This is a genomic window from Micromonospora sp. BQ11 (genome assembly GCF_052068135.1).
Classification (GTDB): Bacteria; Actinomycetota; Actinomycetes; order Mycobacteriales; family Micromonosporaceae; genus Micromonospora.
Genome location: NZ_JBQHDB010000001.1, coordinates 767,586 through 781,501, shown reverse-complemented (window position 1 = coordinate 781,501; position 13,916 = coordinate 767,586). Strand labels below are relative to the sequence as shown.

12 protein-coding genes are annotated in these 13,916 nt (G+C 73.4%); 1 reads left to right on the top strand and 11 read right to left on the bottom strand.

The features are described from left to right. Nucleotides 1-89 precede the first annotated feature (89 nt). Nucleotides 90-686 (top strand): TetR family transcriptional regulator, encoded by a 597-nt coding sequence (locus ACTMSW_RS03755; RefSeq protein ID WP_441178991.1) that lies wholly within the window; start codon nucleotides 90-92, stop codon nucleotides 684-686. 166 nt (nucleotides 687-852) lie between these two features. On the opposite strand, the gene ACTMSW_RS03750 is transcribed toward ACTMSW_RS03755, so the two are convergent. The 11 genes from ACTMSW_RS03750 to ftsY all read right to left on the bottom strand — a co-directional run bounded on the left by ACTMSW_RS03750 (nucleotide 853) and on the right by ftsY (nucleotide 13,789). Next, nucleotides 853-1,932: an amidohydrolase family protein gene (locus ACTMSW_RS03750; protein WP_441178990.1), complete on the bottom strand. Its 1,080-nt coding sequence runs from the start codon at nucleotides 1,930-1,932 to the stop codon at nucleotides 853-855. A gap of 108 nt (nucleotides 1,933-2,040) precedes the next feature. Beyond that, nucleotides 2,041-3,597 (bottom strand): signal recognition particle protein, encoded by a 1,557-nt coding sequence (gene ffh, locus ACTMSW_RS03745; protein ID WP_441178989.1) that lies wholly within the window; start codon nucleotides 3,595-3,597, stop codon nucleotides 2,041-2,043. 142 nt (nucleotides 3,598-3,739) lie between these two features. Then, complete coding sequence (locus ACTMSW_RS03740) at nucleotides 3,740-4,396, bottom strand: response regulator transcription factor (RefSeq protein WP_441178988.1); 657 nt, start codon at nucleotides 4,394-4,396, stop codon at nucleotides 3,740-3,742. Beyond that, nucleotides 4,393-5,535, bottom strand: coding sequence for a sensor histidine kinase (locus ACTMSW_RS03735; RefSeq protein ID WP_441178987.1), 1,143 nt, complete (start codon nucleotides 5,533-5,535; stop codon nucleotides 4,393-4,395). The genes ACTMSW_RS03740 and ACTMSW_RS03735 overlap by 4 nt, the downstream gene beginning before the upstream one ends. Further along, nucleotides 5,532-6,356, bottom strand: coding sequence for an ABC transporter permease (locus ACTMSW_RS03730; protein WP_441178986.1), 825 nt, complete (start codon nucleotides 6,354-6,356; stop codon nucleotides 5,532-5,534). The genes ACTMSW_RS03735 and ACTMSW_RS03730 overlap by 4 nt, the downstream gene beginning before the upstream one ends. Continuing rightward, nucleotides 6,346-7,248 carry an ABC transporter ATP-binding protein gene (locus ACTMSW_RS03725; protein WP_441178985.1) on the bottom strand — a complete coding sequence of 301 codons (903 nt, stop codon included), beginning with the start codon at nucleotides 7,246-7,248 and terminating at the stop codon, nucleotides 6,346-6,348. The genes ACTMSW_RS03730 and ACTMSW_RS03725 overlap by 11 nt, the downstream gene beginning before the upstream one ends. Before the next feature lie 140 nt (nucleotides 7,249-7,388). Continuing rightward, nucleotides 7,389-9,710: a [protein-PII] uridylyltransferase gene (locus ACTMSW_RS03720; RefSeq protein WP_441178984.1), complete on the bottom strand. Its 2,322-nt coding sequence runs from the start codon at nucleotides 9,708-9,710 to the stop codon at nucleotides 7,389-7,391. Nucleotides 9,711-9,727: 17 nt separating this feature from the next. Then, nucleotides 9,728-10,066 (bottom strand): P-II family nitrogen regulator, encoded by a 339-nt coding sequence (locus tag ACTMSW_RS03715; RefSeq protein ID WP_170285500.1) that lies wholly within the window; start codon nucleotides 10,064-10,066, stop codon nucleotides 9,728-9,730. 25 nt (nucleotides 10,067-10,091) lie between these two features. Continuing rightward, complete coding sequence (locus tag ACTMSW_RS03710; RefSeq protein ID WP_441178983.1) at nucleotides 10,092-11,489, bottom strand: ammonium transporter; 1,398 nt, start codon at nucleotides 11,487-11,489, stop codon at nucleotides 10,092-10,094. Nucleotides 11,490-11,730: 241 nt separating this feature from the next. Further along, nucleotides 11,731-12,594, bottom strand: coding sequence for an aminoglycoside phosphotransferase family protein (locus tag ACTMSW_RS03705; RefSeq protein WP_357034881.1), 864 nt, complete (start codon nucleotides 12,592-12,594; stop codon nucleotides 11,731-11,733). Nucleotides 12,595-12,601: 7 nt separating this feature from the next. Continuing rightward, nucleotides 12,602-13,789: a signal recognition particle-docking protein FtsY gene (ftsY, locus tag ACTMSW_RS03700; protein ID WP_441178982.1), complete on the bottom strand. Its 1,188-nt coding sequence runs from the start codon at nucleotides 13,787-13,789 to the stop codon at nucleotides 12,602-12,604. Nucleotides 13,790-13,916: the final 127 nt, after the last annotated feature.

Genomic DNA, 13,916 nt, shown 5'->3' with positions numbered 1-13,916 from the left:
CCCGCGTCGTGCCGCCGTCGTTTCCGGGCGCCGACCGGCAACCCCGCAGCACGTGGTCTGCGCCCGGTCCGCCGTAGACTTCGACCACCATGGGTGAGTCGAGGGGCACCACACCGGTTCGCGACGGCATCGTCGCCGCCGCCCGCGCGCTGACCGTCGCGCACGGCTGGGACGGCGTACGGATGGGTGCCGTCGCGACCACGGCCGGGGTGAGCCGGCAGACGGTCTACAACGAGTTCGGCACCAAGGCGGGTCTGGCCGAGGCCCTGGCCCGGCACGAGGTGGACCGGTTCGTCGGCGACGTCCGGGCCGCCCTGGGCGCGCACGGCACCGACGTCCGCGCCGGCGCGTACGCGGCCATCCGGCACACCCTCACCCAGGCGGCGGACAACCCCCTGATCAAGGCGATCCTGACCAGCGCCCGGGGCGGCTCCGACGAGCTCCTGCCGTACCTGACCACCCGGGCCGACCTGGTGCTCACCGAGGCGTCCCGCGCGCTGCTGGAGTGGGCCGACGGCCTCCTTCCCGGAGCCGACCCGGCCGCCCTCGCGTTCGCGGCGGACTCGACCGTCCGACTGGTGGTGAGCCACATCGTGCTCCCCCAGGCCCCGGTCGACCAGACCGCACACGCCCTCGCGGACCTGACCCTCCACCTCTTCCTCACCGCCGCCACCCCACCCCACTGACCCCCCGCGCCCCCCACCCCCACACCCCACGCCGACGCAATTTCACGGAAAGAGTGGCTATCCGGCGTGGAATGACCACTCTTTCCGTGAAACTGCGCCCGGGGTGCGGGCGCCCGGGGTGCGGGCGCGCGGGGTGCGGGCGCGCGGGGCGGGGGCGGGGGCGGGGTTAGCGGACGACGCGGCCGCGGAGGACTACGCGGGACGGGGTGCGGACGACGCGCAGGTCGTGGCGGGGGTCCTGCGGGTACACGGTGAGGTCGGCGAGGCCGCCCTCGACCAGGCCGGGGAAGCCGAGCCATTCGCGCGCGCCCCAGGAGGCGGCGGCGAGGACGTCCATCGGGGACATGCCGGCCTGCTCGTGCAGCAGCAGCATCTCCTCGGCGGCCAGCCCGTGGTCGATGCCGCCGCCGGCGTCGGTCCCCACGTAGATCGGCACCCCCGCCTCGTACGCCGCGCGCACCACCTCGGGGAAGCGGTCGCGCAGGGCGAGCATGTGGTCGGCGTACCCGGGGAACCTCGCCCGCGCCTGCTCGGCGATCCCGCCGAACGTCCGGATGTTGATCATGGTCGGGACCAGGGCGGTGCCCTGACGGGCCATCTGGTCGATCAGGTCGAGACTGAGCCCGGTGCCGTGCTCGACCGAGTCCACCCCCGCCCGCACCATGATCTCGACCGCGGACTCGGAGAAGGTGTGCACCGCCGCGCGTACCCCGGCGGCATGCGCGGCCGCGACGGCCGCGGTCAGGGTGTCGGCGTCCCAGGCCGGCGCCAGGTCCCCCACACCGCGGTCGATCCAGTCGCCGACCAGCTTGACCCAGCCGTTGCCGGCCGCCGCCTGCTCGGTCACCGTGGCGGCGACCTCGGCGGGCCCGACCTCCACGCCGATGTCGCGCAGGTAGCGCTTCGGCGGGGCGACGTGCCGGCCGGCGCGGGCCAGCCGGGGCAGGTCCGGCTCGTCGTCCAGCTCCGGGTAGGGGTACGGGGAGCCGGCGTCGCGGATGGCGAGGACCCCGGCGTCCCGGTCGGTACGGGCCAGCTCACGGGCCTGGTCCAGGGAGGTGATCGGGGCGCCGCCCCGGGCGATGCCGATGTGGCAGTGCGCGTCGGTCAGGCCGGGCAGGACGAACCCGCCGTCGACGACGGTCTCGGCGTCGGGCACCGGGTCGAAGGTGACCCGGTCGCCGACCAGCCACAGGTCCCGGACCTCGTCGTCGGGCAGGAGCACACCGCGCACATGCAGAGCCATGTACACAGTCCTACCGGATGGTCCCCGGGTGCGCGTCGGTGGCCGGTCCGCGCGCCGGCCAGGAATGCGGCGGGCCCGGCCGATCCGGCCGGGCCCGCAGCGTACGCGTCAGCGAGGACGCTGGTCGCCCTTGCCGAGCTTGTTGAAGTCGATCTTCGGGAGCTTGAAGCCCGGCGGCAGCCCCTGCCCACCGGCCAGGTCGTTCGGGTCCATTCCCGGCGGGAGCTGCGGCAAGCCGCCCGGGAAGCCGCCCGGCATGCCCGCGCCCGCACCGGTACGCGGCCGGTTGCCGCCCTTGGTGCCCTTGCGCTTGTTCTTCGGCGACTTGGTCGCCTTGCGGCGCCCGCCGCCGGGCAGGCCCATCATGCCGCCCATCTGCTTCATCATCTTCTGCGCGTCGGCGAAGCGGTTGAGCAGCTGGTTGACGTCCATGACGGTGACGCCCGAGCCGTTGGCGATGCGCGCCCGGCGCGACCCGTTGATGATCTTCGGGTTGGTGCGCTCCGCCGGGGTCATCGACCGGATGATCGCGGTGACCCGGTCGAAGTGCGTGTCGTCCAGCTCCGCGAGCTGGTCCTTCATCTGCCCCATGCCGGGCATCATGGCCAGCACGTTGGCGATCGGGCCCATCCGGCGGACCGCGATGAGCTGGTCGAGGAAGTCCTCCAGCGTGAACTGCTCGCCGCCCATCAGCTTGGCGGTCATCTTCTCTTTCTGATCTTCGTCGAAGGCCTGCTCGGCCTGCTCGATCAGAGTGAGAACGTCGCCCATGCCGAGGATCCGGCTGGCCATCCGGTCGGGGTGGAAGACGTCGAAGTCCTCCAGCTTCTCGCCGGTGGACGCGAAGAGGATCGGCTGCCCGGTGACCTCACGGACCGACAGCGCGGCACCACCACGGGCGTCGCCGTCGAGCTTGGAGAGGACGACACCGGTGATGCCCACGCCGTCGCGGAACGCCTCGGCGGTGCGGACCGCGTCCTGACCGACCATCGCGTCGATGACGAAGATGACCTCGTCGGGGTCGACGGCGTCGCGGATGTCGGCGGCCTGCTGCATCATCTCGGCGTCGATGCCGAGACGGCCGGCGGTGTCGACGATGACGATGTCGCGGGCGGCACGCTTGGCGTGCTCGATGGAGGCGCGCGCCACCTGGACGGGGTCGCCGGTGCCGTTGCCGGGCTCCGGGGCGTACACCTCGACGCCGGCGCGACCACCGAGCACCTGGAGCTGCCCGACGGCGTTGGGGCGCTGGAGGTCGGCGGCGACCAGCAGCGGCTGGTGGCCCTGGGCCTTGAGCCAGCGGGCCAGCTTGCCGGCGAGGGTGGTCTTGCCGGAACCCTGGAGGCCGGCCAGCATGATCACGGTCGGCGGCTGCTTGGCGAACTGGAGCCGCCGCCCCTCGCCCCCCAGCACGTTGACCAGCTCGTCGTTGACGATCTTGATGATCTGCTGGGCGGGGTTGAGCGCCTCGGAGACCTCGGAGCCGCGCGCCCGCTCCTTGACGTTCGCGATGAAGCCCTTGACCACCGGCAGGGCGACGTCCGCCTCCAGCAACGCCATGCGGATCTCGCGCGCGGTGGCGTCGATGTCGGCGTCGGTGAGCCGACCCTTGCCGCGGAGCTTGGTGAAGATCCCGGACAGGCGGTCACTCAAGGTGTCAAACACGCGAACATCCCGTTTGTCGGTTCCGGCGAGCACGAACGCGGCCGGGCGAACTGTCCGGCCACCGCTAGGGTATCCGGCCGGGCAGGCCCCTGCTGCGTGCCGGCCGCCGCCCGGCCAGGTCCGCGCCGGGCCACCGGCGCCGTCAGCGGTCGACCAGCCCCGACTGGTACGCGAACACGACGAGCTGGGCCCGGTCCCGGGCTCCCAGCTTCACCATCGCGCGGCTGACGTGCGTACGCGCGGTGGCCGGGCTGACCACCAGCCGTTCGGCGATCTCGGCGTTGCTCAACCCCTCACCGACCAGGCCGACCACCTCACGCTCCCGCTCGGTCAACGCCTCCAGCCGGGGATGCGGCCGGGGTGCCCGGGACGGCCGGGTGGCGAACTCGCGCACCACCCGACGGGTCACCGACGGCGACAGCAACGCCTCCCCGGCGGCGACCAGCCGGACCGCGCGCAGCAGGTCGGCCGGTGGGGTGTCCTTGGTGAGGAAGCCGCTGGCGCCGTGGCGCAGCGCGTCGAAGACGTACTCGTCCAGCTCGAACGTGGTCAGCACCACCACCCGGGTCCCGGCGAGCCGCGGATCGGCGGCGATCCGGCGGGTCGCCTCGATGCCGTCCACGCCCGGCATCCGGATGTCCATGAGCACCACGTCGGGGCGTTCGGCCCGGGCCAGCTCCACCGCCTGCAGCCCGTCGGCCGCCTCGCCCGCGACCGTGAGGTCGTCCTCGCTCTCCAGCAGGGCACGCAGCCCGATCCGGACCAGCTCCTGGTCGTCGGCGATCAACACCCTGGTCATCCGGTGCCCTCCGTCGGCAGTGTGGCGTACACCCGGAAGCCGCCGTCGGTCCCGGGCCCGGCGCTGAGCGACCCGCCCAACGCGGTGACGCGTTCCCGCATGCCGGCCAGTCCGTACCCCGAACCGCCCTTCCCCGACGGGCCCCGCCCGGTGTCGGTGACCTCGACCACGACGGCGTCCGGGAGGTACTCGAGCCGGACCGTGGCGGTGGCCGGACCGGCATGCCGCAGGACGTTGGTCAGCGACTCCTGCGCCACCCGGTACGCGGCCAGGTCGACCACGACGGGCAGGGTCCGGGGCGTTCCGGTCACCTCGACGGCGACCGGCACCCCGGCGCCGGCCAGCCGCTCCCGCAAGCCGGTGAGCTGGTCCAGTCCCGGGACCGGGTTCCGCTCGGCGGTCGCCTCGTCCCGTCGGACGACGGTCAGCGTCACCCGCAACTCGTCCAGCGCCTCCTTGCTGGTGCGGCTGATCGCCGCGAGCGCCGCCTGCGCCTGCTCCGGGCGCTTGCCGAGCAGGTGGAGCGCGATCTCGGCCTGCATGTGGATCGCGGCCAGGCCGTGCCCGACCACGTCGTGCACCTCACGGGCGACCCGCAGCCGCTCGTCGTCGGCGAGCCGGCGGGCCTCGTCGACGCGGGCGCGGGCCGTGCTCTCCCGAACCAGCCGCACCGTGGTGCCGACCGCGAACGGCACCACCACCCACGCGACCGCCGGCATGACCCCGGCCCACCCCGCCACGCCGACGGGGGTCACCAACGTCACCGCGGCGAGGGCGCCGGCCACGGCCCCCTGCCGGAGCGGTCGGTACGCGGCGACGGTGTACACCGCGACGAAGAAGACGACCAGGATCGGTCCGTACGGGTAACCGAGCATGAAGTAGCCGCTGACCGCCCCGGTGGTGACCGCCAGCGTCAGGTACGGAAGGCGGTGGCGGACGGCCAGCGCCAGCGCGGCGAGGGCCACCAGCACGTACCCCTCGGTCGGCTCGACGTTGGCGTTGGTGTTGGTGAGGGCGCCCCCGGTGCCCACCAGCCCGAAGGCGAGCATGCCGAGGGCCAGAGCGGCGTCGGCGCCGTCCGTCCGTCGGGTGGACCCGTTCGTCTCCACGCCGCCCCGCTCCCTGTCCGCGTCGGTCACCCGGCGATGTCCCGCCGGTGCAGCAGCAGCCCGCCCACCGCCGTGAACACCACCAGGTACCCGGCCACCACCAGCGCAGCCTGCCCTCCGCCCACGATCGCCGCGACGCCCGGCGTTTCCGTCGGTGCGCCGAGCGTCGCGACCAGGGAACCCGCGTTCGGGCCCGGCAGCCAGCGCTGCGCCTCGGCCACCCAGTCGAGCAGCGGTGCGGCGACCCCGGCCAGCAGGTTCTGCACGGCCAGCATCCACACCAGGCCCAACCCCACGGGCAGCGCGACGGCACGCAGCGCCACGGCGAGCACGGCACCGAGCATCGCCCACATCGTCGCGACCAGCCACCCCGCCCCGATGCCGGTCAGCAGGTCGCCCGCGGACGGCCAGCGCACCGGCTGCGACTCGGCGGCCGCGATCAGCGCGCCGGAGACCGCGCCGAGGACGAAGACGGTCAGCACGACGACGAGCGCGCCGGCCGCCAGGGCGAGGACCTTGCCCGCGTACACCTCCGACCGCGACGGACCCTGCAGGAGCACCGTCTTCCAGGTGTTCCCCGCGTACTCGCCGCCCACCACGAGCACCCCGAGGATGAGCATGATCGCCCCGAGGAAGACCGGCAGCCCGCCGAGCGAGTTACCGACCAGCCGGTCCGGCAGCAGCATCGGCAGCGTGCGGTCACTGTTCGGGCCGCCGGTCCCGCCGGCCAGGGCCGCGTACGGAAGGAGGTAGGTGAAGACCAGCGACAGCACCAGGGTGATGCCGAGCAGCAACCAGGACGCCGGCCGGCGGACGAGTTTGGACAACTCGGCGGCAAAACTACGCGACATCGGCCGCACCCCTCTCGACGAGGTCGAAGAACACCTGCTCCAGGTCCCGCTCGCGGGGTCGCAGCTCGCGGACCGCCACGCCGGCCTCCACCAGACGTGTGTTCACCCACGCCGCCCGGTCCGGCTCCACGGCCAGGTCCAGCACCCCGTGGACCACCCGTACCCGGTCCGCGCCGACCAGGTCCCGTGCCCGTGCCGCGGCCTCGTCCACCGGATCGGCGAGCACCCGCAGGCCCGCGACGCCCCGCAGGTCGGGCACGCTGCCCTCGGCGACCAGCCGTCCCCGGGAGATGACCCCGATCCGGTCGCAGACCTGCTCGACCTCGGCGAGCAGGTGGCTGGAGAACAGCACCGTGCAGCCGGCCGCGCCGAGCCGGCGGACGAGCAGGCGCATGTCGGCCATGCCGGCGGGGTCGAGCCCGTTGGTGGGCTCGTCGAGGATCAGCAGACGCGGGTCCTTGAGCAGCGCGGCGGCGACCCCGAGCCGTTGCTTCATGCCCAGTGAGTAGCCGACGTACCGGTCGCCGGCACGGTCGGCCAGGTCGACCAGGTCCAGCACCGCCGGCACCCGCGCCGCGTCGACCCCGGCGTAGCGGGCGAGCACCCGCAGGTTCTCCCGCCCCGAGAGGTACGGGTAGAACGCCGGTCCCTCGATCAGCGCGCCCACCCCGGCGAGACGCCCGGCACCCGGCGGACGGTCGAGCAACCGCACGGTGCCGGCGGTGGGCCGGACGAGCCCGAGCAGCATCCGCAGCGTCGTGGTCTTCCCCGCGCCGTTGGGGCCGAGAAAGCCGTACACCTCACCGGCCCGCACGGCCAGGTCGAGGTCCTGTACGGCGGTCAGGCCGCCGTACCGTTTGGTGAGCCCTTCGGCCCGCACTGGCAGGTTCATGTCTGCGAGCGTGCCGCGAGGCGGCCGCCGGCACGTCGGCCACGCGGCGGCTCTCGTCGTACGTCCGTGGACGTAGCCCCACGGCTGCATGTGTTGCGGGGGCCCTTCCTCTACCGCAGGCGTTAAGCGGGGGCCCTTCCTTACACCGCGGCGAGGACGGCGCTCTCCACGCGGGCGCGGGTGTCGTCGTCCGGCCAGCCGCCGGTGAGGTAGAAGGCGTCCACCACGTCCCCGCCGAGGGTCGAGATGCGGGCCGCCCGCACCTGCGCACCGGCCTCGTCGAGGGCACAGGTGACCCGGTAGAGCAGGCCCGCCGCGTCGGCGGCGCGCAGCTCCAGCAGCACCGCGTCGGTGGCCGCCTCGCGGTGCCAGACGACGCGGGGCGCGGCGCCCGACCCCCGTGCGGCGAGAGCCCGCCCGCGTAGCCGCTGGATCACCGAGACGTCGCCGGTGACCGCGCGGCGCAGGTCGGCGCCGAGCGCGATCGGATCGGGCGCCAGGCCGTAGCGCGGCTGCACCCGGAACTGCACCAGGGCCCGGCCGTCGACCGTGGCGGCGTCCGCGGAGAGGACCTCCAGCCGGTGCAGCGCCAGGCATCCGGCCACCGTCGCGAGCAGGCCCCGCCGGTCCGCCGCGGCCACCGCCACCCCGTCGGCGGTCAGGTGTACGACCGGCAGCGGCCCCGCCACCAGCGCGGGATCGGGAGCGGGTGGGGCCGGCAGCACGCCGGTGTCCAGCGCCGTACGCACCCGGGCGACGAGTTCGGCGATCAGCCGGCCCTTCCAGTCCGACCAGGCGGCCGGACCGGTGGCGGCGGCGTCGGCGCGCACCAGGGCATGCAGCAGGTCCAGCGTGGTGGTGTCGCCGACCGCCTCGGCGACACCGGCGACGGTCTTCGGGTCGGACAGGTCCCGCCGGGTGGCCACGTCGGGCAGGAGCAGGTGCAGGCGGACCAGCGTGCCGATCAGCGCCACCTCCGGCTCGGGCAGGCCGATCCGCGCGGCCACCGCCTCGGCCAGCGGCGCGCCGACCCGGCTGTGGTCCCCCGGCAGTCCCTTGCCGACGTCGTGCAGGAGGGCGCCGAGCAGCAGCAGGTCGGGCCGGTCCACTTCGCGGGTGTGCCGTCCGGCCTCGTACGCGGTCTGCACCAGGTGCCGGTCGAGGGTGAACCGGTGCACCGGGTTGTGCTGGGGCAGGCTGCGCAGCCGCGTCCACTCGGGCAGCCAGCCGTCGATCAGTCCGTACCGATCGCAGGTCTCCCAGGCGGGCACCAGGCCGGGACCGGCGCCGAGCAGGGTGACGAGCGCGGCGCGGGCGTCGGCGGGCCACGGGGCCGGCAGCGGCGGGCAGTACGCGGCGAGCCACTCGCAGGTGGCCCGGGCGATCGGCAGGCGGGTGGCCGCCGCGGCGGCGGCGACGCGCAGCGACAGGCTGGGGTCGGGGCGGGCGCCGATGGCGGTGCGGGCGAGCACCAGTTCCCCGTCCTGCTCGACCACGTCCCGGGCCACCGGGCGGCGGGCCGGACGGCCGTCGGCGCCCCGGCGGCGGCCGGCGCGGAGCCGGTCGGCGGCCCGGAAGGCGTCGTCGAGGGCGTGGCGGACGGTGCGGGCGTCGCCGGCGACCCGGCGCAGCAGGACGTCGCCGTCGGCGACGACGGGTTCCGCACCGGCGTCGGGCCCGGTCGGTGGCTGGCGAAGGCCGAGCAGCGCGGCCACGCCGTCGCGTTCCTGGGCGAGGAGACGGTCGGCCCGGCGGCCCACCTGCTGGTGCAGGGCGTCGCGGGTGTCGAGCAGGCGCAGGTGGGCGGCGCGGACCGCCGGGCGCAGCGCGTCGGTGATCCCGGCGGTGGCGATCGCCCGCAGGATGCCCACGTCGCGCAGTCCGCCGGCGGCCTCCTTGAGGTCGCCCTCCAGCAGGAAGGCGAGTTCGCCGTGGGCCTCCCAGCGGGCGGCGGTGATCTCCCGCAGCCCGGGCAGTTGCCGGACGGCGGTGCGACGCCAGTGGTCGGTCGCCGTACGGGCGAGCGCGTCGGCCAGGGCCGCGTCACCGGCGACCAGCCGCGCGTCGAGCAGGCCGAGGGCGACCTTGACGTCGTCCTGGGCCACCGAGAGCGCCTCGGCGAGGGTACGCACGGAGTGGTCCAGCCGCAGGCCGGCGTCCCAGATCGGGTACCAGAGCGAGGCGGCCAGCTCGTCGACGCCGGGCACCCCGGCGTGCAGCAGCACCAGGTCGAGGTCGCCGTACGGGGCGCACTGCCGCCGCCCGAGCCCGCCGACGGCGACGAGCGCCACCCCCGCCCGATCCGGCAGCAGCCCCCTCAACCAGGCGTCGAAGGCGTCCGCACGCCCCCGCCGTGCCCCCTCCCCGATCCCCCCGGGCAGGCCGACGACCCCGTTGATCAAGAGGTTCGCGTCACCGTCACCGGCGTGTCCTGACGCGTTCTTCTTGATCAACGAGGTCATGTCAGTCGTCGTCCGGATCAGAGGGCGTCGAGGCCGCGTTCGCCGGTACGGACCCGGACGACCTCCTCGACGCCGGTGACCCAGACCTTGCCGTCGCCGATCTTGCCCGTACGGGCGGCGGCGACGATGGCGTCCACGATCTTGTCGACGTCCATCTCGTCGGTGAGCACCTCGACCCTGATCTTGGGCAGGAACTCGACGGTGTACTCGGCACCCCGGTAGACCTCGGTGTGCCCCTTCTGCCGGCCGTAGCCCTGGACCTCGCTGACGGTCAGGCCGGCCACGCCGAGGGCGTGCAGGGCCTCCTTCACCGCGTCCAGCTGGTACGGCTTGATGACCGCGGTCACCAGCTTCATGTCCAACCCCTCCATTCCAGGAACGTTAACCGGCGACCTTCTCGTTGACCGGCCCGGCGGCTGGTTCGGCCGGCGTCGGCTCGTCCGCCGCCTTGCCCCCCGCGGTGAGCCCCGCCATCGCGAACGCACCGCCACTGCTGCTGCCGGTGGTCGGCGAGAGGTCGTACGCGCTCTCCGCGTGCTCGGCCACGTCGATGCCGGCGACCTCGTCCTCGGCGTCGGACCGCAGCCCGATGATCGCCTTGACGGCCAGCGCGAGGACCACCGCGACCGCGAACGAGTAGACCGAGACGATGCCGCTGGCCAGCGCCTGCCGGCCGAGCTGGGTGACACCGCCGCCGTAGAAGAGGCCCTCGCTGGCGCCGAGGCCCTCGATGGCCGAGTTGACCTGGAGGGTGGCGAAGAAGCCGATGAACAGCGAACCGATCCAACCGGCGACGAAGTGCACGCCGACCACGTCGAGCGAGTCGTCGAAGCCGAGCTTGTACTTCAGGCCGACCGCCACCGCGCAGACCGCGCCGGCGATGAGGCCGAGCAGCACCGCCGGCAGCGGGGCGATGAAACCACACGCCGGGGTGATGGCGACCAGGCCGGCGATGGCCCCGGAGGAGGCGCCGACCAGGGTCGGCTTCCCGTTGCGCAGCCACTCCACGATGATCCAGCCGAGCACGCCGGCGGCCGTGGCGACCTGGGTGTTGACGAAGGCGACGGCGGTGGTGCCGTCGACGGTCAGCTCGGAGCCGGCGTTGAAGCCGAACCAGCCGAACCAGAGCAGACCGGCGCCGAGCGCGACCAGCGGGATGTTGTGCGGCTTGAAGCTCTCCCGCGGCCAGCCGATGCGCTTGCCGAGGACGAGGACCAGGCCGAGCGCGGCGGCGCCGGCGTTGATGTGGACCGCGGTGCCACCGGCGAAGTCCAGGGCCTTGATCTTGGCGCCGATGAAGCCGCCGCCCCAGACCCAGTGCGCCACCGGGACGTAGACCAGGGTGAACCAGGCGAAGGCGAACAGCAGCCAGCCGGAGAACTTCAACCGGTCGGAGACCGCGCCGCTGATCAGGGCGACCGTGATGACGGCGAACATCATCTGGAAGACCATGAAGACGTACGTCGGGATGCCGGTGCCCGCGCCGAGGAACAGCCACTCCTCGCCGATGAAGTCGGTCTCGGTGCCGAGGTACTGGGTGAAGCTGCCGATCACGTTGTTCAGGCCGGCGTTGTCGTTGGTGCCGAACGCCAGGGTGAAGCCGTAGATGACCCAAAGAACAGAGATGAGCCCGATCGCGGAGAAGCTCATCATCATCATGTTGAGTACGCCCTTGGACCGGTTCAGGCCGCCGTAGAACAGGGCCAGGCCGGGCGTCATGAGCAGCACGAGCGCAGACGACAAGAGCAACCAGGCGGTGTTGCCGGTGTTGATCTCCACGCTGCCTCCTCTCGGTGTGGAAGTCCTCCCTCCGACTGAGACCTGGCAGCATCGCCCGTCAGCCGGTTGCGCGGAAGCCTCGCCGCCGGCTGTTTCATCGATGGTCCCCGACCGGTTTCCAGTCGGTGACGGCTTGTTTCGTACGTGTGAAGAAGACCGCACACCCGTCGGCATGGACGGGGGTGGATCGGCCGGTCGGCGTACGTCGATGTCCGACCGGCCGCGAGCGCACCCCGGAGGGTCAGCGCAGGGAGTTCTCCAGGGCGTGCCGTTCGTAGTCGAGCAGCCGGAGGTCCCGCATGGGTCGGCGCAGGTGCCCCCGGTGCACGATCCGGACGAACGCCGGCTCCCCGGCGGCAGCCATCCGGCGGATCCCCTCGACGTGGTCGACGATCCGCTTGCGGATGGTCCGGATCAGCCGGTGCCGGTCCCGGGGGATCAGCCCGTACGCGTCGGCGAAGAGCCGCAGCCGACGGGGCCGGTCGGGCCGCTTCCACCCGAGCGTGATCGAGTCCCGGTCGGAGAAGATCGGGACCCAGGTCCAGGCGGCGTACGCGACGTCGTAGATCCGCGCGCCCGGCGAGGCGAGGTCGAAGTCGATCAGCCCGAGGGTGCCGTCCGGTCGCCAGATGACGTTGTGCGGTGCGGCGTCGTGGTGGCAGATCACCTCGGTGTCCGGCGGCGGCGGGCCGAACGAGCGCCACACCGCCTGCGGCGGCGGGACGAACCCGTACTGCGCGTCGTGGAACATCCGCAGCATGGTCGCCACGGTCACCAGAGCCTCGTCGGTGACCCAGTGCGGGGCCAGCGGGTACTCCCCGCACTCCCCCTCCAGGTACGACAGGACCTCCCGGTTGCGCTCGTCCATGCCGAGGGCCCGGGGGGCGCCGGTGAACCCGACGTACTCCAGATGGCGCAGGAGCGCGTGCACGGACGGTGTCCACGGCCCGGCGTTGCGGCGGACCGTGTCACCGACCCGGACCACGGTGCTCACGTTCCCGCCGTGCAGCGGGATCTCCTGCGAAGTCACGTACGGTCTCCCGAGGCGCGGCGCTGGGTGGCGGGGGTCGCGCCACCCGGCGTAGGCGCGATCGTCGGTCGTCACTGCGAGGTTACGCGTCCCGTCCGGAGGCTTCGGTGCCCAACAGGGCGTCGACGAACTGCGCGGGGTCGAAGGGGGCCAGGTCGTCCTTGCCCTCGCCGAGCCCGACCAGCTTCACCGGGATGCCCAACTTCCGCTGGACGGCGATGACGATGCCGCCCTTGGCGGTGCCGTCGAGCTTGGTGAGCACCACGCCGGTCACGTTCACCACCTCGGTGAAGACCCGGGCCTGCTCCAGACCGTTCTGTCCGGTGGTGGCGTCGAGGATCAGCAGGGTCTCGTCGATCGGGCCGTGCTTCTCCACCACCCGCTTGACCTTGCCCAGCTCGTCCATGAGGCCGACCTTGTTCTGCAGGCGGCCGGCGGTGTCGATGAGGACCGTGTCGACGCCGGTGGCGATGCCCCGCTTGACCGCGTCGAAGGCGACGCTGGCCGGGTCCGCGCCCTCGGGACCACGGACGGTCTCCGCGCCGACCCGGCCGGCCCAGGTCTCCAACTGGTCGGCGGCGGCGGCGCGGAAGGTGTCGGCGGCGCCGAGGATCACGCTGCGACCGTCGGCGACCAGCACGCGGGCGACCTTGCCGCAGGTGGTGGTCTTGCCGGCGCCGTTGACGCCGACGACCAGCAGCACCGCCGGCACGCCCTCCTTGGGCGCGGTGTGCAGGGACCGGTCCAGGCTCGGGTCGAGGGCGTTGACCAGCTCGGCGGCGAGCAGCGCGCGCAGCTCGGAGCCCGAGCGGGTGCCCAGCACGCGGGTGCGCTCGCGGAGGTGGTCGACGATCTCGCGGGTGGAGTCGATGCCGACGTCGGCGGTGATCAGGCTGTCCTCGATCTCCTCCCAGGTGTCCTCGTCCAGGTGGTCGCGGCTGAGCAGGCCGAGCAGGCTCTTGCCGAAGACGTTCTGCGAGCGGGACAGCCGGGAGCGCAGCCGGACCAGCCGCCCGGCGGTCGGCTCGGGGACCTCCAGCGTGGGCGGCGGCGCCTCGACGACCGGCGGCTCGACAAGGATTCCGGTGGAGATCTCCGCCTCCGGCGCCAGCACCGGCGGGCCGGCGAGATCCTCCTCTGCCCGGGTGTCGACCTCCGTTCTCGGCAGCGGCGGCTCCGGGCGCCGCCGCAGTCGCGGCACGACCAGCCCGAGGGCACCGAGGATCAGCACGCCGAGCAGGGCGAGCGCGATGAGGAGGTATTCCGTCATGCCGGAATCCTGTCAGATGGGGACGACGGCGTCTTCACCACCGCTCTCTCCGCACCCTGCGCCGACGGCGGTAATCTCGACCCCAGCCAGCAGTGGTGCGACCGCCGGCGGGGTAGTAAAAGATGAA

Bases quoted from the DNA above. Each gene is read 5' to 3' on its own strand.
- ACTMSW_RS03755 (WP_441178991.1), top strand. From the start codon at position 90: ATGGGTGAGTCGAGGGGCACCACACCGGTTCGCGACGGCATCGTCGCC.
- ACTMSW_RS03750 (WP_441178990.1), bottom strand. From the start codon at position 1,932: ATGGCTCTGCATGTGCGCGGTGTGCTCCTGCCCGACGACGAGGTCCGG.
- ACTMSW_RS03740 (WP_441178988.1), bottom strand. From the start codon at position 4,396: ATGACCAGGGTGTTGATCGCCGACGACCAGGAGCTGGTCCGGATCGGG.
- ACTMSW_RS03730 (WP_441178986.1), bottom strand. From the start codon at position 6,356: ATGTCGCGTAGTTTTGCCGCCGAGTTGTCCAAACTCGTCCGCCGGCCG.
- ACTMSW_RS03725 (WP_441178985.1), bottom strand. From the start codon at position 7,248: ATGAACCTGCCAGTGCGGGCCGAAGGGCTCACCAAACGGTACGGCGGC.
- ACTMSW_RS03720 (WP_441178984.1), bottom strand. From the start codon at position 9,710: ATGACCTCGTTGATCAAGAAGAACGCGTCAGGACACGCCGGTGACGGT.
- ACTMSW_RS03715 (WP_170285500.1), bottom strand. From the start codon at position 10,066: ATGAAGCTGGTGACCGCGGTCATCAAGCCGTACCAGCTGGACGCGGTG.
- ftsY (WP_441178982.1), bottom strand. From the start codon at position 13,789: ATGACGGAATACCTCCTCATCGCGCTCGCCCTGCTCGGCGTGCTGATC.